This window comes from Brevibacillus sp. SKDU10 (genome assembly GCF_001645205.1).
Taxonomy (GTDB): domain Bacteria; phylum Bacillota; class Bacilli; order Brevibacillales; family Brevibacillaceae; genus Brevibacillus_B; species Brevibacillus_B halotolerans.
Genome location: NZ_LSSO01000180.1, coordinates 53,813 through 73,688, shown reverse-complemented (window position 1 = coordinate 73,688; position 19,876 = coordinate 53,813). Strand labels below are relative to the sequence as shown.

The window sequence follows — 19,876 nt, the reverse complement described above, 5'->3', positions numbered from 1 at the left end:
TGTATATGTATGGTTTGCCAAAAAGGGAATAGAGATTCTCATATAAAGGGAAAAAACAATGACACAATTTTCTGAATAGTAACAATGAATAGGATTCCATAGGCGCAGTGGTACGTCAGCTTGTCTTAGCATACTTTAATATCCCGGCAAGATAGTAACCAACGTGACAACCATTCATTCATAAAAGATTGCCACGTTTACGTTACAAGAACCTTACTATTCTAATATAATCCATTGACAAACCGATCCTTTACTTCCAAAGTCCCTACTTATCTACCCTTTTGATATGCCAAAATTCGATGCACCATAGCTTTATCACCCAGCTTGCGGAAGTGAGAAATAGCTGGATAATGATTTGTTTCAATAATCCATACATGCCCCTTCTTATCCAATCCCATATCCATTCCATAGGTACGATGCGATGGAAATGCTACTCTTAGCCTTTTTGCGGACAATAAAGCCACCCGTTTGACATTAGAGAGGAGAAGTTGATGCGAATGATTTTGAAGTGATGATTTTTGAAGTGCCCTTTTAACGTGCAGCATCTTTCCTTTACTCCTAGTATTATTGGTGACGAAATAACCTTTGCCAGCTACTTTAGCTGCTCTAGCAGTAACTCTCCACGCATCAGAATATCTTCTGCGCTGTACAATGATCCGCATATCAAAAGGCCGTTTACGGATTGTAGCAAGGGAAATTCGCCGTTGAATCATATAAGCAGCCGATCTTATCTTTTTTTTGATGTAGCGATAAGTCTGTTTTTTCCCTGTTATGGTCTTCCTTTTATTTTCACTGTGTATATTAAATTTACGATCCCCTAGTGAAGATACTTGAATGACGCCTGCCCCTCCCCTTCCCCTGACAGGCTTTAGAATCACCTTTCCATACTGGTTAATCAAATCCCAAAAGGCTCTTTTTGTCATCCGTTGTGTTTCCGGCAAGTACGGTGCTAATTTTTTTGACTGTTTTAAAAATAAATATTTTGACCATTTATTTCTTGCTCTCATTAGGCATCTTCCTTTGCAAAAGGATAACCAATGGCTTGTAAGTAACTTTCTAGGATACTCAAAAAACCCTCAATATCCTTATAGGTAATATCCCCAATATTTGCCACCCTAAATGTTTTTGACTCTGCAAATTTCCCAGGATAAATGGTAAAGCCTTGATTGTACAAATAATCGTGCATTTCATTGAAATTGTATCCGCTGCAATCAGGCTCAACGATGGAAGTAATGATTTTGGAATGATGCTCCTTTGGAACAATGTAATTCAAATGAAGCCTAGCCATGCCTTTGATTAATGTTTCCCACGATTTTACATATCTTTGGTATCTTCTCTCTACCCCCTCTTCTTTCAATTCGATGATCGCTTGCTTTAGTGCATAGAAGGTCTGGACAGGAGGAGTAAAACGCATTTGACGGGACTCACAAAAAAACTGATATTGTTCATAGAGATGTAAGTAATAATTTTTGGGCTTATTGTCCCGGATACGTTCCAATTTCTTTCGATTGGCAACGACAAATGCGACACCTGCAATGCCCTGTAGATTTTTATTCGAGCTTGCAGCCAAAAAACTGATATTCATTTTGTCCATTTGAATTGGAACGGCCGCATATGAGCTCATTGCATCCACAATCATATCAATATGATATTTTTGGCAAATGGCTCCAATCGCTTCAAGATTGTTTAAAAGACCAGTAGATGTTTCGTTGTGAACTACGGCTAGGTGGGAGATTTTTTGACACGAATTTTTGATCGTGTTTTCTAGTGCAAATAAATCGATTCCATCATCGTGAGGACTAGTGAATTCGAGGAGGGGCAGATTGTAGGCTTTGGCAATTTCACACATTCGTTTTCCGTACGCACCATTGTTAATGACAAGTACAGCATCATCGCGCACAACAGAACTAATAATAGCTTCAACAGCTGCTGTACCGGAACCGCTAAACAAGACCGTCGTGTAATCCTTAGGATCAGCAACCAACTGGGTAAGCTCTGTAGATACATATTCCAATAGGTCACCAAATTCTGTTTCACGAGGGCAAATATCAGGAACTACTTGGGCGTATTTCACACTATCCGTAGTTGTGGCGGGACCGGGATTCAATAAAATATTTCTCTTCACGATCTGCATCAGATATCCCCCTTTCCAAAATGGGGCACATTGCTACTTGCAAACGCCTGCAGCCTCTCTTTTACTTCATAAGGCTTTATTTTAGGGCGACCAAGCTGCTCCAAGGAACCTTTGGCAATTCTCAAATAGAAAAAAGTAAGTCCTTTCGTTTGTTTCCATTCTCGAATGGAGGCTTCCAATTCCTTTAAGCTGTGAATGTAGATGGATGTCAGATACCCGCAGGCGGAAGCAATCTCCACAAAATCAATCGTATGGGATACGGTGCTTTGTCCACCCGTAGAATCGTGGGCATGATTGTCGAGCAGAATATGGAGCATATTGTCTGGAGCATAGTACCCGTTTGTAGCCAGACTCCCCATACGCATCAGCATGGAACCATCCCCGTCAATGACAACAATCTCTTTATCCTTTTTGGTTAGGGCAAGACCGAGTCCTAGAGAGCTAACGCATCCCATAGAGCCAACCATGTATAAATTATTGTTAGCATCCTCAATTTCATACAGTTCCCGTCCCGTTTTTCCAGTTGTGGCAAGCTGAATTGTTTGACTATCTTTTAGTGCGTTAATAACCTCCAACGCTTCTGAACGCTTTGGAACAGCATCCTGTTTATTTTTTTGCTTTTTATATAGATTGCCTTTCACAGAAGGCTCTTGATTGAACAGCTCAACCTTTTCAAAGGTTTTCTTTCTGACAACAAAGAAAAAAGACTGATTCGCTTCCACATATTCATTAGCTCGGTTAATCTGCTCCTTCGCTTCTTCTATATCGACCGATAAAAATTCCCATTTTACTTGCATTAAATCCAGGAGCTGTGTCGTTATTTTTCCCATTAATTCATGCTGTGGCTCATCTTGAATCCCTTCTTCTCCTCTCAAACTGACAAAGCCAAGAACTGGAAGACGAAAAGGATAATTGAGTGATACTAAAGGGGAAACAGCATTGGTCAGACCGGAATTTTGCATAAAAACCACTGCCTTTTCTCCTCCTAACGCTACTCCAGATGAGATAGCTATAGCTTCGCCTTCATTGGTAGCCCCCACATACATACATTCATTTTTGACATAGTTGATAAAATCCTTTAAAAACGAACAAGGAACTCCACAGTAAAATTGGAATCCCCGCTTTCTCAATTCATTAACAAACAGATTCGTATTTAGCACCATTCAATCATCCTTTTTTTACATCTAGGATTTAAATTCGTTTGCAGGGAGATATTTCTTTTCCGCTTCCTTTAATTCATCCGCATTCTGTAGATGGAACACATCATCTAACGTTGCCAAATTCTCTTCCACCTGAATGAGGCTTTTCTGTTCGAAGATTTGCTTCGAGGTTTGTTGCATAGCAACAATTGATGATCTCAGATTGTGATTCGCCCAGATGACCGTGCTCACACCCAATTCTTCAAATTTGTCCACCGGTGTCTTGTAATATTTAGTCGGTACGATCACAATAGGATGTCTAAACGCCCATTCTTTCATGAAAGCATCAATTTCTGTGACATCGGATCTTTTACTGTGGATCAGAATAGCATCCGCTCCCGCTTGTCGATAAGCTTCAGCTCTTTGTAAGGATTCTTCCAGCCCCCATCCTGCAATGAATGCCTCTACTCTTGCCACAACAACAAAATCCTCGTCTGTTTGACTATCCTTCATCGCTTTAATCTTTCCACAGAACTCATCAATATTGGCGAGCGGTTGCATTTCACTTTTGATAAACGAATTGGTTTTTGGAAAAAGCTTATCTTCAATGCATACACCCGCTATGCTCCTTTGCTCTAATTTTTTTACCAATCTCCTTGCATTATTGAAGTTTCCATAACCCGTATCGCCATCTAGCAAAATTGGTACAGAAGTAGCATCACTCATAAACTCTAATACATCTAGCACTTGGGTCCAGGACGCCTCATTGTTGTCCCTCACACCCAGCGAAGCCGAAATGGTCAAACCACTAGCCCAAATTCCTTTAAAGCCGCAATTCTCTGCAATTTTGCCTGATAATCCGTTATGTGCTTCCATTAAAAATTCAATTTCTTCAGAATGAATGAGATGCTTTAATCGTGTTGTTTTTTTCATAAGGACCTCCATTCCATTTGGAGTCTAATTATTTTTTATCTTTATCTTATGAATAATTATAGGACGTGTGCCAAAATGTTTCGTTTATCATGCATTCAACTATGCTCAACTGCTGGATATCAACCCCACCCTTTTATTTGCACGAATGCAAAACAAAAACACCTTACCTAATCGCTATTTGCACGATTCAAGCAAGGTGTCCCTTATTCTCTTGGTTTTTCGTGAACCTTTATTCACAATAAAATGTTGTTTTACTCCTACTCTTTTACCATTGCGCAGGCAATTCCGCCTGGTCCAATATGTGCTCCGATAACAGGACCAATTTCGGATATATAGGTTTCAATTACCTGGAATTCCTGAGCGACTCGCTCTTTTAACGCCTTTGCTTCTTCTAACGCATTTGCATGCAGAATGGCTACCTTTACTCTTGCATCGGCAGCATAGGATTTTAGTTCATTCAGCATCCTAGCCACTGCTTTTTTATTGCCGCGTACCTTGTCAAAGGCATACACAGCACCATTTGCATCTAGCGACAGGATCGGCTTAATGTTTAGTAGCGAACCAATAAATGCGGAAGCTCGACCGATTCGACCGCCTTTTTGTAAAAACTCCAAAGTGTCGATGATAAAGAAATTTTGCATTTGCTGAATCATCCGGTCCACTTCATCCAGAATTTGTTGTTTAGAGCATCCTGCACGCGCCATTTTAGCTGCTTCAACAACAAGGAGTCCCTCAAACATAGCACCCTTCTTCGAGTCAATAATCGTCAAGTCTAGGTCTTGTTCGAGCATTCCCTTGCCAATAACAGCGGATTGGTACGTGCCCGATAATTGACTGGACAACAAAATAGCAATGATGCAAACATCCGCACCATGCTTCTCACTAATTTCTTGGAATTTTTGAGAGAACTCTACTGGTGATGGCTGAGATGTTCTTGGAAATACGTCGGACGAACGTAAACGCTCAAAAAACTCAGTAGAGCGCATAGTGATTCCATCCAGAAAGGTTTCAGCACCAAAGCTCACCTTCAAAGGAACGATCTCAATACCTAGCTCTGTAATCAGAGCTGGATCAATATCTGACGCACTATCCGTAACAATTACAATAGGTGACAACGTAACATTACTCCTCTCTTACTCGACAGCAAAAATGAAAGGATAAAGTGGTTGTCTACCAGAAAGGATCTCAACTTCCACATCCTCAAATAAATCCGCTAGCATTTCCTCTAGTAGGGCCCCCTGCTCTTCGGAAGCACCTTCACCATAGATAATTGTAACCAGCCCTGTCTCTTCATCTACCATGTTTTTCAAAAGCTCCATAGCACTGTCCATCATGTCTGATTGTGCTGTAATGATGGTTCCTTCGTTGATTCCAATAAAGTCACCCTCTGCAATTTCGACATCCCCCATTTTGGTATCTCGAACTGCATGCGTAACCAGCCCTGTTTTTACCTGCTCCAGCGCTTTTGTCATCATTTCTTTATTGCTCTCTAATTCTTCTCCGCCATTAAATGCCACCAACGCTGCCATCCCTTGTGGCACACTCTTCGTCGGAACAACAGCAACAGGTACACTTGCCAATACAGCCGCCTGTTGCGCAGCCATGATGATGTTTTTATTATTTGGCAGGATAATAATCTTTTCAGCGTGAAGCTCTTCAATAGCTTTTACGAAGTCTTCCGTACTTGGATTCATGGTTTGTCCACCTTGTACCACTACTTGTACTCCTAAGCTTTGGAAAATCTCCGCGATTCCGTCTCCTGCTGCTACCGCAATAATTCCATAAGGTACTGGGAGCTCTTGCTCATCTTTGAATGCTGTAGATGCTGGCTCAGCCTGTACTTCTTCAGAAGTCACGTGAGCTGTTTCTTCACGCAGGATATTGGAATGCTGTTCACGCATATTATCAATTTTAATTCGATGTAGTGAACCGAATTGCTGTGCATAGTTAAGCACATTTCCTGGGTGCTCAGCGTGAATATGTACTTTTACGACATCCTCATCAGATACAACCAGCAATGAATCTCCCATTGTATCTAATTGCGCACGGAATGTGGCTTCAGCAAACGGCTTTTTATTCGCTTCTGTACTTCCAGTCAAATACACCATGAACTCCGTGCAATATCCATACAGAATGTCTTCTGTTTTTAATTGAGATTGAGCGCTATGCTTCTCTTCAACCAGATCACTCATATCCTGTAACGTCGCAGCTTTGCCAGGCATCTGTTTTTGCTCAACAGCCTTCTCACCATGCAAGGCGCGAACAAAGCCCTCATAGATGTAAACCAATCCTTGCCCACCGGAGTCAACAACGCCTACCTCTTTTAAGACAGGCAGGTATTCAGGGGTTTGGCTTAGGGTAAGCTTTGCCTGTTCAAAGGTTTTGTCCATCACAGTGAGGATGTCATCCGTCGTGCGAGAGATTTTAACAGCCATTTCAGCAGCTTCACGTGCTACAGTAAGAACAGTACCCTCTACTGGCTTCATTACCGCTTGATATGCTGTATCCACACCCATTTTTAATGCATCTGCAAACGTGCGAGCATCGATGGTTTCCTTACCTGCCACCACCTTGCTAAATCCACGGAATAATTGAGACAAAATAACACCTGAGTTTCCGCGAGCCCCCATTAAAAGTCCTTTTGCCAACGCCTGAGCTGAATTACCGATGTGTGCAGACTCTTTACGGGAAAGCTCTTCTACACCAGCTGTAAACGTAAGATTCATATTTGTACCAGTATCGCCATCTGGAACAGGGAACACGTTTAAAGCATCTACTATTTTGTAGTTCGTATGCAGGTTATTGGCGCCTAGATAAACCATCTGACTAAATTGCACGCCATCAAGACGCTTGTGTACCACTACATTTCCTCCTTACAGTTCACGGTCTGTTCTGACCCCTTGGACATATATATTAATCGCCGATACCTCGACTCCTAGCGTTTGTTCGAGTGTATATCGCACACGGCTCTGCACATTGCCAGCCACTTCAGAAATCTTTGTACCATAGCTCACAATAATATGCAAATCTAAGCTAACATCGTTATTCTCATTGCGAACAACAACGCCTTTACTCAAATTATCCTTTTTTAGAAGTTCTGCAATTCCGTCCTTTAATGCTTTACGGGAAGCCATACCCACCAGTCCAAATACTTCCATGGCGGCCCCACCAGCAATTCGAGCGATTACTTCCTCACTAACGTCAATTTTTCCAAGAGGTGTATTCATTTCAACTGGCATTTCAGGTTCCTCCTTTTACAAAAGACCAATCCGTATAATGGTATATCTTGTACTTCACCCCATTCTACTATAAGTAAAGTACGATTTGAAGGTTTTTTCATTTGTCGAAATAGCCACAGGGAATTTCCTGTCAAGTATTGCAATTGACAGCTTGCTATGATACTATGGATCAAGCTGTTCTTATGCCCGTATTGGGCTTGTTTAATAGCTTCAAGGGAGGTGGATGTAAATGTCACGTAAATGTTTTGTTACTGGAAAAACAGCGAAAGCTGGTAATGCGCGTTCTCACTCTATGCGTGCTAGCCGCCGTACTTGGGGTGTTAACGTTCAAAAAGTGCGCATCCTTGTTAACGGGAAACCAAAACGCGTTTATGTAAGCACTAGAGCTTTGAAATCTGGTCTTGTAACTCGCGTATAACTCAGCAAAGGCTGAGCTAGAAGCGAATCAATTTGTTTGATTCGTCATAGAATGGGTCTGTCTAGTCTTTAACTAGATACGACAACGTTGCACTTACATGTAACATGTAAAAAAAGCACCTTTCTTGGGTGCTTTTTTTATTTACTATTATTATCCCCTAAGATGGGAATCATCATAAATACCAAGGCATCCACCTACCAAAAATACAGGGTGAATGCCTGTTTAAAATGCTGATGGGCAATCGAATGTCGCCTCTCATCTGAGCCACATCCTCAGCGTTTACTTGGCTTTCTTATTGAAAGCTTCAATCATGGCGCGAACCATACCACCTAGAATTTTCGGCAACTTGATCGTATAGAAACGCATCTTGACCCCTCCTTACTCCGGAATTACTTGTGATGAAATAAAAACCAGCCTGTTGCTATGAGTGCTGTTCCCAAGATGGCATACCACACCCAGAGGGGCATCGTATTCAAAATGAGGATAAGTCCACCCACTCCAAAAATGACTCCGAGAACGCGCTTGATTGCCATCCCCTGCTTCACGTGAAACGAGCGAAAACTCATACCAGGTCGCACCCCCCTTAGGCTTATTCCGTAATAAAGCTATTACATACATATTCCGAAGAGGGTCAAACATATGTCCAGTATGCCGGGGAAAAATAGAAAAACTTCATGACGTAAGAACAGTACCTGCCTACCTGATATTTATATGCGTCCAAAGTTCATTTGTTGCTAGTTTTTCTAGAAAAATCAATAGCAGCAGGTAAGAAGCAAAAGCTTGTGTAAGGCGTTTAACAATCCCTAGCTGCGATCACAAATAAATCCCCTGATGCACGTTCTATTTTGCCATATTCACTTGCCCATTCATTACTAATCCCAATAGAGGAGCCAAATGCAATAGTCGCATCGGTCAATGGATAAGCAAAGCCTGTTAAATAAATGCCGGTCACCTCCTGCGAAGCTGGCACTAAGGACAGAAATTCACCGGAATGTCCGCGAAGATTGACGCTTGGAAAATGATCGGATAACAGCATGACACGATTTTGTCGATTAACAATCTCCATCCAGACACCTTCACGATGCGCTTTTTTTAACAGTGATAAATTTGCAAGCGAATGATCCAATCTACTACCTACCGCCCCGTACATTACGATCTTGAAGCGATGATCTGGATATAAATGCACAACACCATCCTCGCTATCTAGTGTAGCACCTAAATCACGCAAATGCTCTCGTGCAGCCTCCATAGCGATTTCTATGGCAATTTCCGTATCAGTGGCATTCTTCATGGCGGAGAACTTTTTAATAGCAATACCTGCCTCCTGAAGCAGTCTAAGCCCCTCTTCCTGAATGGTATCAAAATCCCCCACGGCAATATGCGGAATCATCCCTCCTTCTAGTAAAGCAATCGCTCCCCCATCCACTCCGATTAATAAATCCTCTCTCTCCATCTGCGGCAGCATATCGAGGTCTCCACCTGTGCAAATATGTATAGTAAAATCAATCATTATGCTTACATTCCTTTCTCTAGCACGTGCCTCTTAGTAGTTTTTTCATATCTAATTGTTTTAGCTAATTTAGGAAGCTACTCTATATTGTACGGTCGCTCCTAGGGGAAGTAAACGTAAGCCTAGTATAAATCCATTGAAAAAATAAAAACCTCCTGCCTATTCTTGTTAAAAAGAAGGTATAGACAGAGTTTTTTTTAAAATAGCCATCCCCTTAAAGCAGGTAGACAGGTATCAAATCAAAAAAATAGGCTTGCTACCATACAAATTCTAGGTCAATCTCGTCTCGTATTGGAATACCAAAGTCTCCCACAGGAATCGTTGGTTTCATTTGTCTGGCTATTTCTACGGCATTTATTCTAATGCCTGTAATGACAAAGCCCCGCCGTTGATAAAAACGAAGCGCTTCTAGATTATCATTTGTAGTCATCACATACCAAAAATCACTACTCTGAATACTACCATTACCTCAACACAGAATTGAATAAAAATGAGCTTGGACACGAAAAAAGGTGCTGTCCAATAGGGACAACACCTGCCTTTTACACTACTTTTCATTTCGGCTTTTTATAATACTTTTTCCAAAAACTGACGGGCGCGTTCACTTGTTGGATTTGTGAAAAACTCCTGCGGGGAGGCATCCTCAATGAGCAACCCGCCATCCAAAAACAGTACACGATCTGCCACTTCACGAGCAAAGCCCATTTCATGTGTAACAATTGCCATTGTCATACCAGAGTTCGCCAGGCTTTTCATAACTTCTAAGACCTCTTTGACCATTTCTGGATCAAGAGCAGACGTGGGCTCGTCAAAGAGCATAATCTCTGGTTCCATTGCTAAGGCTCGCGCAATCGCTACACGTTGCTTTTGCCCACCTGATAAGCTGCTTGGATAGACACCTGCCTTATCAGCCAGCCCAACGCGTTCCAAAAGCTCCATTCCCTTTTTCTCCGCAACCGCCTTCGTTAGTTTTTTTACCTTGATTGGTGCGTAGGTCAGGTTTTGCAGTACCGTCATATGTGGGAACAAATGAAAATGCTGGAACACCATTCCCACTTTCTGCCGAATCTCTTGGATGTTTCCCTTCGAGTTGGTAATATCCATCCCATTGATCATTACTTGTCCCTTTGTGGGCTCCTCTAGCATATTCATGCAACGTAAGAATGTAGATTTACCCGAACCAGACGGTCCAATAATAGCAACTACATCTCCTTTTTTAATGCTGGTACTGATTCCTTTCAGAACCTCCAGTTTCCCGTATGCTTTATGCAAATTTTCAATTTTAACCATTACGACGCAGCCTCCGTTCTAGCCATGTAGACAGTAGCGTTAAAATCATAACCAAAATATAGTACTGTAAGCCTGCAAACACTAAAGGCTCAAAATAAATATACAATTGACCCTTGACGACATCTGCACGGCGCAAAATTTCCGCCACTCCAATAACGGATACTAAGGATGAGTCCTTAAGTAAGGTAATAAATTCATTCATAATGGCAGGTAAAATGTTGCGAATCGCCTGAGGAAAAATAATATCCTTCATCATACGAGAGTAAGGAACCCCCAATGCCTTAGCCGCTTCCCACTGCCCCTTGTCTACAGCCAAAATTCCAGCGCGCATGGTCTCTGACAAATAGGCTGCAGAATTCAAGCTAAAAGCGAGAACCCCAGCAAATAAAGCTGGAATCTGATAATCCGTTAATTGCGGAATTGCATAATAAATCAATAAGAGCTGAACCAGCAATGGTGTACCACGAAAAATACTTGTATAAAAAGCAGCAAATACCTGTAAAAATTTGCTATTGGATATTTTGCATAAGGTTAGGATTGTGCCCAGAATAAATCCGAAAAAAACCGATAAAACCGTAAATTGTAAGGTAATCCCCATACCCTCTAGCATGTAGGGTATATGTGGTCTAAGCAATGAAAAATCTATTGGTATGCTTGTATTCATGTTTTATGTTCACCTCTGCTTCATCATCTTGCCCTGTAAAAAAAAGCAGACTGGGATTATTGTCCCAGCCACTTTTTAATCAGTTTGTCCATTTCACCGTTTTCTTCCATCTTTTTCAAGATTTCATTAAACTTTTCCACATGTTCTGATCCTTTTGGGAAAGCAATTGCGTAACCTTCTGTATTATTTGTTGTCATAACCGTTGATTGCAAACCAGGGTTTTTCTCCAGGAAGCCTTGTGCGATGGTATTTTCTACAACAGCCGCCGCAGATCGACCCGTAACCACCTCTTGAATGATTTCTCCCATTTTATTTAAGGAAACCACCTCAACCCCATTAACCTCTTTCGCAATCACTTGAGCGGCCTTTTCTTGCATAGAGCCAATTTGAGCGGCTAGCCGTTTGCCTGATAGCTGTTCTGGCTTAGTAATAGGCGAGTCTTTTTTGCTCACTAATGTATTTTTTGCTTCATAATAATTATTGGAGAAATCTACATTCTTCTTACGCTCAGGTGAAGTGGACATTCCCGCCATTACGAAGTCTGCTCGTTTTGATTGAAGAGCAGGAACCAAACCATTAAAATCTGTATCCACTACTTTTAATTCATAACCAAGTTCCTTTGCAATATAAGTAGCAATATCGATGTCCATACCTACAATTTGATCATTGCCATTCTTTGTTTCATGGAATTCATACGGATAGTAATCCGCTGACGTGAACATCGTTAAGGTTTTAGCTGCTGCTTGATCTGTGTTTTTGTTAGCTGCATTTCCACTGTCCTGACTAGCAGAACCACAGCCTGTTAATAAGGAAACAGATAATAAAGTAGACAAGGCAAGTGCTGCAAATGATTTTGTAGATTTTCTCATAATAATACCCTCCTGTATGAAACACCGATGTTCTACGATGTGTGTAATCCAATTATTTACGAAACACTGAAAACTTATATTTATAATACCATATGTATAAAAATAAGAAAGTAAAATTTAATAATATTTTTTAAACATTAATAAAAACACGATGCGTATGTAAGCATAATCCTTATTCAACCAGCTTTGCTTAAACAAAATCTCTGTATAGTGTGCGATCAAAACTAATCGTCTATTCACATATATTCGCCTTTATAACCTGCTCAACACCAGTATTTATACATTTTATCGGTTTTTATGCATTTTTTATGCATGAATATCTGTTCTTTATTAGGTCACCAAAGACAAATATGCATGTAAATATAAAAATGCGCACCTTTAATCTTCAAGGTACGCATTACTATTATTGATTCACACTGTAATCAATCTTTACCTATAATTGGTATTCCGATTGAGATACTATTTTAGCCTGATCCTTATTCAGGATAATCAAGCCTCCTAAAAATAATACGGACCCTCATCGGTTCGTTATTCTCATTCCTTTCCTAAAACTATAATACGATAATCATTTATTATATTAGTATTTACATACTCTTTTCATTCTTTTTTGCCTATAGTCTTAAACGAATCCGAGAGCTCACAGAGATGGTCATAAAAAAAGGATGCTCTCTCCGTATTAAAGAGAGAATCATCCTTTTTTTGTTAGCCGCGAATCTCAGCAATCGCCTTTGCTCGATCTGGTTGATTATAAACAGCTGAACCTGCGACAAGTACAGTCGCTCCAGCATCCTCACAAAAGCGAGCCGTTTGAGCATTTACCCCACCATCAATTTCAATATCAACATGAGATAAACCACGTTCATTTAATAAATGACGTAGATCACGTATTTTTGGTAATACGCTATGTATAAATTTTTGACCGCCAAAACCTGGGTTTACCGTCATCAATAACACCAGATCCAAATCCTCCAACACATGCTCGATCGTGCTAATTGGAGTAGCTGGATTTAAAACAACCCCTGCCTTTACACCTTGTTCTTTAATGTGGTGAATAGTCCGATGTAAATGGCGGCAAGCTTCCTGATGAACAGTGATGTAATCTGCTCCACTTTTAGCAAATTGAGCGATATAGCGATCCGGTTCTTCAATCATCAGATGTACGTCTAAAGGAAGTTGTGTGACTGGACGAATCGCATCGACGATCAAGGGACCTATTGTAATATTAGGGACAAAATGGCCATCCATTACATCTACATGAATCCAGTCAGCGCCTCCATGTTCTACATCTTTAATTTCTTCTCCTAAGCGAGCAAAATCAGCTGATAGAATAGATGGTGCGATTTTTACCATTGTTTGTTCCTCCTCAGGTATTCTCTCAACTCTTCCATGAACTGTAGATAATGTTTATAACGATGTTCAACGATTTCACCAGCCTGCAAAGCCGCTTGGACTGCACAGCTTGGTTCCGTTATATGCAAACACCCCCGGAACTTACACTCATCGCTTCGTTGCTCAAAATCACGAAATGCTTGCGCCAAATCTAGCTCGGTCATATTGATAAAATCTAATGAACTAAATCCAGGTGTATCCGCAACATAGCCACCTTCCTTTAATGGAAGCAGCTCTACGTGGCGAGTAGTATGTCGACCACGTCCCAGCTTTTGACTGACTTCTCCTGTTTGTAGGCTGATTCCTGGAAAAATGGCATTTAGCAAAGATGATTTCCCTACTCCTGATTGTCCAGCAAACACCGCTAGCTTTCCAATCAGCTCTTCACGTACTTGTTCTACACCGCGCTGATCAAGAATGGAGGTGGGAATCACTCGATATCCCACCTTTTCATATTCCGCTACAAGCCTGCTGCAATCTTCCTCGTCTAATAAATCTGCCTTCGTAATAACAATAATCGCATCAATGCCAGCATGCTCCGTATGCACAAGGAATTTATCCAACAGCAACGGACTCATATCAGGCTCCTTAGCAGAGAACACTAAGACAGCTAAATCAACATTGGCAATAGAAGGGCGAACCAGCTCACTTGTTCGCTCTTCTATCTCCATCACATACCCATCTCGATCATTTGGTGCCTCAAATACGACCCAATCACCAACTAAAGGGGTAATCTTTGCCCCTTTCTTTTTAAACAAGCCACGAGCTCGACATTGGACGATTCGCTCTGGATTCGCTTGATCGGCCACGTAATAAAATCCACTTAATGCTTTCACAATTCGCCCTTCTGGCATGCATGTACCTCCAGCGTTTTACGGATACGATTGATAATCAACATCTATGGTATTGATTGTTTCGCCATTCCTTTTAACCTCGATTTTTCCATTCGTCTCTGGCGACAAGATTACTTCAACATTAAAATCAGCGCTCTCTGATATGGATTGATGAATGGGCTTTTGTTCCGTTTTGCGAGCATCATTTACAACGATTTCAATGGTTGCAGAAGGTACTTCGACAGGATCATGCTCAACATGAACAGGAACACTTACAATCTTGGCATCAGAAGGCCATTTTCCATTGCTTATTACCATGTTAACCTTTGTACCTTCTTCCACTACAGTATTAGCAGGAGGATTTGTGGAAAGGACAATACCTCTTTCACGGTATTCATAAGAACCCTGCTGTATTAATTCTCCTTCTTTTAGCTTTACATTGTTGAGAGAAGCTTTAGCTAAATCCCAGTGATTACCTACTAAATCATTTGGTACTTTTGTCCGTTTTTTTCCTTCACTAACCGTTAAGGTCATAACAGTATCTACAAAAGCTAGATTAACATTTGGCACTGGATCTTGATTCATGACCTGTCCGGCTGGAACATCATTGCTTTCTTGCATAACAATCTTTACTTCCTTAAAGTTAGCTAAACGGGCTTTTTGCTCTGCTTCCTGTTGAGACATACCAATGTAATCTGGAGTCGGTAGTAATTGTTTTCCTTTACTGATCATTACAATTACCGTGCTATTTTCTTTTACCCGCCTTGTTGCCGCTGGATCTTGTTCAAAAACCTTACCCTTGTCTTCGGCATTAAAGGCCTCTTCAAACGTAGCACTTAATCCAGCATTTTTCAGGGCCATATCTGCTTGCTCTCTCGTCATTCCAATCACATTAGGTACATCTGTTTCTGGAACAGTGAGCAGCTTCATAGCAAGGTTAAAACCAAAAATAGCCAAAACAATGAATAGAACAGCGATACCAGACCAAAGAAGGCCTCGCTTCCACCAGATCCCCTTTTTCTTGTTAGCCAAGTTCTCCTCCTCCTCTTCCTCCTCGTCTCTATATTGCTCCTCTGTGCTTGCCGCCTTTTGAGGAGTGCGGGTAGGATAGGTTCTCGGTTGATAGCTATCTTGTTTATTGTTCTCCAGCATATCTGGCGTGATTGCTGAAATGACCCGTGTTTCTTCATCATCTATATCGCTTGCAAACGTAAGCTTTGGTTCATGGCGTCTTTCTGTTGACAAGCACGTTTCCAAGTCCTCATACATTTCTCGTGCAGACTTGTAGCGCTGGAATGGGTCCTTAGCCAAAGCACGAATAATAACATTCTCCAAGCTTTGTGGGATAGCTGGATTTAATTTACGTGGTTCAGGCAATGGGTCTTGTAAATGCTTAAGCGCTACAGTAATGGGCGAATCTCCTGAAAATGGCAACGTGCCAGTAACCATTTCATACAGTACAATTCCGAGAGAATAAATGTCGGATTTCTCTGCCGTGATTCCTCCACGAGCTTGTTCAGGAGAAAAATAATGGACTGAGCCAAGTACCGAACCCGTCTGTGTAATCGTCTGTGACGTAACCGCACGGGCAATCCCAAAATCCGTTACCTTCACACGACCATTCGTTCCAATCATGATATTGTGCGGCTTAATATCGCGATGAATGATCTGGTTTTGATGGGCGTGATCTAGTGCGTCACACACCTGCATCGCGATTCGAACCGCCTCACTCATCAGCATGCCGCCTTGAGCAGTAATAATCTCCTTTAAGGTTGAGCCTTCGATATATTCCATCACCATATAATGAATATCATCGTCTTGCCCAACATCATAAACATTGACGATATTATGATGCGAAAGACTTGCTACCGCTTGCGCTTCTCTGCGAAATCTCTCTACAAAGTCTTCGTCCGTGCCAAATTGGGGTCTTAGCAATTTGACGGCAACGATTCGATTTAATACAAGATCTCTGGCTTTGTAAACAATAGCCATTCCGCCGCCACCAATCACTTCCTCAAGTTGATAGCGCCCACCTAGTCGTTGACCTTGCATTCTCCTCCCCCCTCTTTCTCACAGACTTGCGAAGGCTTCTTTTTATTACGTATGGCCACACAAGTAATATTATCTTCTCCCCCTGCATCAAGTGCATATTGAACGAGTGCGTCCACGCTTTGCTGCAAAGGTATTGGTTTAGCTAACCATTCCTCTATGATATCTTCTGGTACTTTGTTGGATAATCCGTCTGAGCAAAGCAGCACAACCTCGCCATCTGACCACTCAAACTGTCCCAGATCAATTCGAACATGATCCTCCGTACCTAGAGCTCTCATCAGGACATTGCGCTGCGGATGCAGGGACGCCTCCATTTGATTGATTTGCCCGCTTTTTAACAATTCCTGTACAAGCGAATGATCCTCTGTATGCTGAATCAGCTCATTTTCCTTATAAATATACAAACGACTATCACCAATGTGTGCGGTGACACCCGCATCATTTCCTACTAGTGTAGCAACGACTGTGGTTCCCATCCCATTACACTCCGGATGTGCCTCGGCATACTCATATACCTCTTGATTAGCAAGAAGTAAAGCATCCATCAATAATTCTCGCTCTTCTAAAGGAGCCATGTTATGTTCAACTTTTTTCATTTCTTTTAAAATGCGTTCAACCGCCATTTTGCTCGCAACATCGCCAGCTTGATGACCGCCCATGCCATCTGCGACAACTGCAAGTACACGTCCAGCTAGGTCAACTGCGCAGGCATAAAAATCCTCGTTAACTTGTCGGACGCATCCCACATGCGATTTCATCGCTATTTCCATACTTTATCACCCTGCCGTTTCTTTCGCGTGTTGCGCACGCAATTGACCGCAAGCAGCCGCAATATCACTGCCGTGCTCTCGTCGAATTGTAACGTTTATACCGCGATCGTCTAAAATGCGTTTAAAGGTGAAAATATCATTTCTAGCCGTGCGAACATAATCGCGTTCTGGCACGTAGTTCACAGGTATTAGGTTAACGTGGCAAAGCATATCGCCAATTAACTCGGCTAATTCTTCCGCATGATGCGGCTGGTCGTTCTGTCCACCAAACAAACCGTACTCAAAGGAGATACGACGCCCCGTTTTCGCTATATATTGACGACAAGCTTCCATTAATTTTTCCAACGGGAAGCCGCGATTGATCGGCATTAGCTTGGTTCTTAGCTCTGTATTAGGAGCATGAAGGGAAATAGCCAGATTCACCTGACCTCCACGCTCAGCAAATTCATAAATCTTAGGCACGATTCCGCTGGTGGAAACCGTAATATGTCGTTGACCAATATTTAATCCACGATTGTCATTAATGATGTTCAAGAAGGATAATAGTGGTTCAAAATTCTCAAATGGTTCGCCAATCCCCATTACAACTACATGACTTACACGTCCTTCATCTGCATCTAGAGCACGTTGGGCCTGCAATACCTGTGCCACAATTTCACCGGCATCCAGATTTCGCTTTAAGCCACCCAGTGTCGATGCACAGAACGTACAGCCAATGCGACAGCCTACCTGTGTTGTTACACATACGCTATTTCCGTAATTGTGGCGCATGATTACTGTTTCAATGGCATGCCCATCTATCAGTTGGAATAAGAACTTGATTGTTCCATCCGCTGATTCCTGACGTGTAATTTCGGTTAGCGCATTGATACGAAACTCCTCATTCAATTTATCACGCAAGGCCTTCGACAGGTTGCTCATCTCTTCAAATGCTGTTACTCGTTTCACATATAACCAGTCAAAAATTTGTGCAGCTCGAAATGCTTTTTCCCCGTTCTCTTCCAGCCATTGTTTCATTTCTTCAAGACGCAAGCTATAGATTAAGGGTTTATTGTCTGTAAATGACGTAATGTTCATTGTAAGATTCACCTTTTTACTAGTCGTAACTACATTGTATTTGGGGGTAAGAAACAAACCCCATTCACTCATTGTACCCTTTGTGACGGAAAAGGAAAAGTGGAAAGCCGCAATTGCAGATTTCCACTTGACTTTTTTCACAAAGAGATCTGATTCCTGCCACCTGATACAGCCTGGTAAACCAGTTCGTTATTTATTTACATACACGCTTTATTCTGGCAATAAAGAATCCATCGCTAGAAAAGTGGTGTGGCAAAATCTGCACATAGCCCTTCGAAGCATCAATCTTTTCAGTTAGGCCTGTAGGCAAGTCTTCTGCCAATGATTTATCCAGCTCAAACTCTGGGTGCTCGGCAATAAAACGCTCCACAACATCTTGATTCTCCTGAGAATCGATTGTGCATGTACTATAAACGAGGTAACCATCTGGCTTTAGTAAAGGAGCAACGCGCTCCAGCAAATCATATTGAATTTCAGAGATCGCTTTTATATCCTCTGCTGTTTTATTCCATTTCAGGTCAGGCTTACGGCGAATTACACCGAATCCGCTGCAAGGAGCATCTAGTAAAATCCGATCAAATTCACCCACGTTACGGTCTACTAAATCAGCCGCATCTGCTACCATTGTTGTGATAATCGTAATTCCTAGACGTTTCGCATTTTGTTCAATTAGCTCGCGTTTATGAGGATGCACATCGCAAGCAAGAATCTCCCCCTGATTGCCCATCAACTCTGCCATATGCGTTGTTTTCCCTCCGGGTGCCGCACAAGCATCCAGAACTCGTAGGTCTGGAGCAAGGTGCAGGGCAGGAGCCACTAGCATAGAGCTTTCGTCCTGAATGGTGCAAAATCCTTCTTGAAACCAAGAAGAACCTGCTGCATGTCCACTTTGCAGCAAAAGAGCATCTGGCGTAAGCTCAGATTTTGTAGCCTCAGGGAATGCTTCCTTCATTTCTTGTAACAACGCATCAGCAGTTGTTCGCAAACGATTTGCTCGAATGCTTGGCATAGGCGGCTGATTATTGCTGTGACAGATCGCTCTGGTCGTTTCCTCACCATATTGTTTAACCCAGCGCTTGACCAGCCACTCTGGATGTGACTCGGTGACCGCAATTTGCTTTGTTATGCCTTTAGGTAGTTTGTCCCATGCCTCTGGTTGGCGAAGAATATTGCGCAAAACCCCGTTGACTAATGAGGAAATCCCCTTATGTCCGCGCTTTTTGGCAATCTCAACCGCTTCATGTACGGCTGCTCGATCGGGAACACGGTCCAAGAAACGAACCTGATACAGGCTCATCCGTAATAATTGCAGAACCCAGCCCTGAAGTTTTTTTGTACCACCCTTTACAAATTGACCAATCACTTCATCTAACGTCATTCGGCGTTGAATTGTTCCATAAACAAGCTCCGTCACCAATCCTACATCTGCTTTGGAAAGTCCTGCTTCACCTAAAGCGTATTTCAATTCTAGGTTGCTATAGGATTGATTCTCTTCTACTCGCACTAGAACATCTAGGGCTACTTCCCGCGCTGTTGTACTTCTCGTTTTTGACACGAAT

Annotated in this window: 21 protein-coding genes; 1 reads left to right on the top strand and 20 read right to left on the bottom strand. The window is 41.9% G+C overall.

From position 1 onward, the window contains the following. Positions 1 to 269: 269 nt before the first annotated feature. The 7 genes from AYJ08_RS16960 to AYJ08_RS16930 all read right to left on the bottom strand — a co-directional run bounded on the left by AYJ08_RS16960 (position 270) and on the right by AYJ08_RS16930 (position 7,445). Positions 270 to 1,007, bottom strand: a complete 738-nt coding sequence (locus AYJ08_RS16960; RefSeq protein ID WP_064018704.1) for a YheC/YheD family protein — start codon at positions 1,005 to 1,007, stop codon at positions 270 to 272. Beyond that, the gene (locus tag AYJ08_RS16955) at positions 1,007 to 2,134 is read right to left on the bottom strand and encodes a 2-aminoethylphosphonate aminotransferase (RefSeq protein ID WP_064018703.1); all 1,128 of its coding nucleotides are present in this window, start codon (positions 2,132 to 2,134) and stop codon (positions 1,007 to 1,009) included. The genes AYJ08_RS16960 and AYJ08_RS16955 overlap by 1 nt, the downstream gene beginning before the upstream one ends. Then, positions 2,134 to 3,297: a phosphonopyruvate decarboxylase gene (gene aepY / locus AYJ08_RS16950; protein WP_064018702.1), complete on the bottom strand. Its 1,164-nt coding sequence runs from the start codon at positions 3,295 to 3,297 to the stop codon at positions 2,134 to 2,136. Before aepY ends, AYJ08_RS16955 begins: the two co-directional genes overlap by 1 nt. A 21-nt stretch (positions 3,298 to 3,318) precedes the next feature. Continuing rightward, a complete protein-coding gene (gene aepX / locus AYJ08_RS16945) occupies positions 3,319 to 4,206 on the bottom strand; it encodes a phosphoenolpyruvate mutase (RefSeq protein ID WP_064018701.1) in 888 nt (295 codons plus the stop codon). A gap of 257 nt (positions 4,207 to 4,463) precedes the next feature. Then, positions 4,464 to 5,321, bottom strand: coding sequence for a DegV family protein (locus AYJ08_RS16940; protein ID WP_064018700.1), 858 nt, complete (start codon positions 5,319 to 5,321; stop codon positions 4,464 to 4,466). An 18-nt stretch (positions 5,322 to 5,339) separates the two neighbouring features. Beyond that, positions 5,340 to 7,067: a DAK2 domain-containing protein gene (locus tag AYJ08_RS16935; protein ID WP_064018699.1), complete on the bottom strand. Its 1,728-nt coding sequence runs from the start codon at positions 7,065 to 7,067 to the stop codon at positions 5,340 to 5,342. Between the two features lie 12 nt (positions 7,068 to 7,079). Beyond that, entirely contained in the window at positions 7,080 to 7,445 is a 366-nt protein-coding gene (locus tag AYJ08_RS16930; RefSeq protein ID WP_003336793.1) for an Asp23/Gls24 family envelope stress response protein, read from the bottom strand. A gap of 229 nt (positions 7,446 to 7,674) precedes the next feature. Between AYJ08_RS16930 and rpmB the strand changes: the two genes are divergently transcribed. Further along, on the top strand, positions 7,675 to 7,863 hold the full coding sequence (gene rpmB / locus AYJ08_RS16925) for a 50S ribosomal protein L28 (protein ID WP_003341540.1): 189 nt from the start codon (positions 7,675 to 7,677) through the stop codon (positions 7,861 to 7,863). Between the two features lie 279 nt (positions 7,864 to 8,142). Here rpmB and spoVM read toward each other — a convergent pair whose 3' ends face one another. The 13 genes from spoVM to rsmB form a co-directional block, all read right to left on the bottom strand. Beyond that, on the bottom strand, positions 8,143 to 8,229 hold the full coding sequence (gene spoVM, locus AYJ08_RS16920) for a stage V sporulation protein SpoVM (protein WP_035292591.1): 87 nt from the start codon (positions 8,227 to 8,229) through the stop codon (positions 8,143 to 8,145). A gap of 23 nt (positions 8,230 to 8,252) precedes the next feature. Then, positions 8,253 to 8,429, bottom strand: coding sequence for a hypothetical protein (locus AYJ08_RS24070; RefSeq protein ID WP_022584347.1), 177 nt, complete (start codon positions 8,427 to 8,429; stop codon positions 8,253 to 8,255). Between the two features lie 227 nt (positions 8,430 to 8,656). Further along, positions 8,657 to 9,373: a thiamine diphosphokinase gene (locus tag AYJ08_RS16915; protein WP_064018698.1), complete on the bottom strand. Its 717-nt coding sequence runs from the start codon at positions 9,371 to 9,373 to the stop codon at positions 8,657 to 8,659. Positions 9,374 to 9,629: 256 nt separating this feature from the next. Beyond that, positions 9,630 to 9,806, bottom strand: a complete 177-nt coding sequence (locus AYJ08_RS23630; protein WP_157452884.1) for an N-acetyltransferase — start codon at positions 9,804 to 9,806, stop codon at positions 9,630 to 9,632. Between the two features lie 134 nt (positions 9,807 to 9,940). Continuing rightward, complete coding sequence (locus AYJ08_RS16910) at positions 9,941 to 10,663, bottom strand: amino acid ABC transporter ATP-binding protein (protein WP_031413565.1); 723 nt, start codon at positions 10,661 to 10,663, stop codon at positions 9,941 to 9,943. After that, the gene (locus AYJ08_RS16905) at positions 10,656 to 11,315 is read right to left on the bottom strand and encodes an amino acid ABC transporter permease (RefSeq protein WP_064018749.1); all 660 of its coding nucleotides are present in this window, start codon (positions 11,313 to 11,315) and stop codon (positions 10,656 to 10,658) included. The genes AYJ08_RS16910 and AYJ08_RS16905 overlap by 8 nt, the downstream gene beginning before the upstream one ends. Positions 11,316 to 11,383: 68 nt before the next feature. After that, the gene (locus tag AYJ08_RS16900; RefSeq protein WP_064018697.1) at positions 11,384 to 12,196 is read right to left on the bottom strand and encodes a transporter substrate-binding domain-containing protein; all 813 of its coding nucleotides are present in this window, start codon (positions 12,194 to 12,196) and stop codon (positions 11,384 to 11,386) included. Positions 12,197 to 12,898: 702 nt separating this feature from the next. Continuing rightward, positions 12,899 to 13,546, bottom strand: coding sequence for a ribulose-phosphate 3-epimerase (gene rpe / locus AYJ08_RS16895; RefSeq protein ID WP_064018696.1), 648 nt, complete (start codon positions 13,544 to 13,546; stop codon positions 12,899 to 12,901). Continuing rightward, entirely contained in the window at positions 13,540 to 14,439 is a 900-nt protein-coding gene (gene rsgA / locus AYJ08_RS16890) for a ribosome small subunit-dependent GTPase A (RefSeq protein WP_031413558.1), read from the bottom strand. The genes rpe and rsgA overlap by 7 nt, the downstream gene beginning before the upstream one ends. Before the next feature lie 18 nt (positions 14,440 to 14,457). Beyond that, the gene (gene pknB / locus AYJ08_RS16885) at positions 14,458 to 16,470 is read right to left on the bottom strand and encodes a Stk1 family PASTA domain-containing Ser/Thr kinase (RefSeq protein ID WP_064018695.1); all 2,013 of its coding nucleotides are present in this window, start codon (positions 16,468 to 16,470) and stop codon (positions 14,458 to 14,460) included. Next, entirely contained in the window at positions 16,452 to 17,240 is a 789-nt protein-coding gene (locus AYJ08_RS16880) for a Stp1/IreP family PP2C-type Ser/Thr phosphatase (protein WP_064018694.1), read from the bottom strand. The genes pknB and AYJ08_RS16880 overlap by 19 nt, the downstream gene beginning before the upstream one ends. Positions 17,241 to 17,246: 6 nt before the next feature. Continuing rightward, a complete protein-coding gene (gene rlmN, locus AYJ08_RS16875; RefSeq protein ID WP_064018693.1) occupies positions 17,247 to 18,317 on the bottom strand; it encodes a dual-specificity RNA methyltransferase RlmN in 1,071 nt (356 codons plus the stop codon). Positions 18,318 to 18,510: 193 nt separating this feature from the next. Then, positions 18,511 to 19,872, bottom strand: coding sequence for a 16S rRNA (cytosine(967)-C(5))-methyltransferase RsmB (gene rsmB, locus AYJ08_RS16870; protein WP_064018692.1), 1,362 nt, complete (start codon positions 19,870 to 19,872; stop codon positions 18,511 to 18,513). Positions 19,873 to 19,876 lie beyond the last annotated feature (4 nt).

Excerpts from the sequence above, each read along its gene's own strand:
- AYJ08_RS16900 (WP_064018697.1), bottom strand. The coding sequence starts at position 12,196 with ATGAGAAAATCTACAAAATCATTTGCAGCACTTGCCTTGTCTACTTTA.
- AYJ08_RS24070 (WP_022584347.1), bottom strand. The coding sequence starts at position 8,429 with ATGAGTTTTCGCTCGTTTCACGTGAAGCAGGGGATGGCAATCAAGCGC.
- rpmB (WP_003341540.1), top strand. The coding sequence starts at position 7,675 with ATGTCACGTAAATGTTTTGTTACTGGAAAAACAGCGAAAGCTGGTAAT.
- spoVM (WP_035292591.1), bottom strand. The coding sequence starts at position 8,229 with ATGCGTTTCTATACGATCAAGTTGCCGAAAATTCTAGGTGGTATGGTT.
- AYJ08_RS16880 (WP_064018694.1), bottom strand. The coding sequence starts at position 17,240 with ATGGAAATAGCGATGAAATCGCATGTGGGATGCGTCCGACAAGTTAAC.
- AYJ08_RS16910 (WP_031413565.1), bottom strand. The coding sequence starts at position 10,663 with ATGGTTAAAATTGAAAATTTGCATAAAGCATACGGGAAACTGGAGGTT.
- AYJ08_RS16960 (WP_064018704.1), bottom strand. The coding sequence starts at position 1,007 with ATGAGAGCAAGAAATAAATGGTCAAAATATTTATTTTTAAAACAGTCA.
- rsgA (WP_031413558.1), bottom strand. The coding sequence starts at position 14,439 with ATGCCAGAAGGGCGAATTGTGAAAGCATTAAGTGGATTTTATTACGTG.
- aepX (WP_064018701.1), bottom strand. The coding sequence starts at position 4,206 with ATGAAAAAAACAACACGATTAAAGCATCTCATTCATTCTGAAGAAATT.
- AYJ08_RS16955 (WP_064018703.1), bottom strand. The coding sequence starts at position 2,134 with ATGCAGATCGTGAAGAGAAATATTTTATTGAATCCCGGTCCCGCCACA.
- rpe (WP_064018696.1), bottom strand. The coding sequence starts at position 13,546 with ATGGTAAAAATCGCACCATCTATTCTATCAGCTGATTTTGCTCGCTTA.
- AYJ08_RS16930 (WP_003336793.1), bottom strand. The coding sequence starts at position 7,445 with ATGCCAGTTGAAATGAATACACCTCTTGGAAAAATTGACGTTAGTGAG.
- aepY (WP_064018702.1), bottom strand. The coding sequence starts at position 3,297 with ATGGTGCTAAATACGAATCTGTTTGTTAATGAATTGAGAAAGCGGGGA.
- AYJ08_RS16915 (WP_064018698.1), bottom strand. The coding sequence starts at position 9,373 with ATGATTGATTTTACTATACATATTTGCACAGGTGGAGACCTCGATATG.
- rlmN (WP_064018693.1), bottom strand. The coding sequence starts at position 18,317 with ATGAACATTACGTCATTTACAGACAATAAACCCTTAATCTATAGCTTG.
- pknB (WP_064018695.1), bottom strand. The coding sequence starts at position 16,470 with ATGCAAGGTCAACGACTAGGTGGGCGCTATCAACTTGAGGAAGTGATT.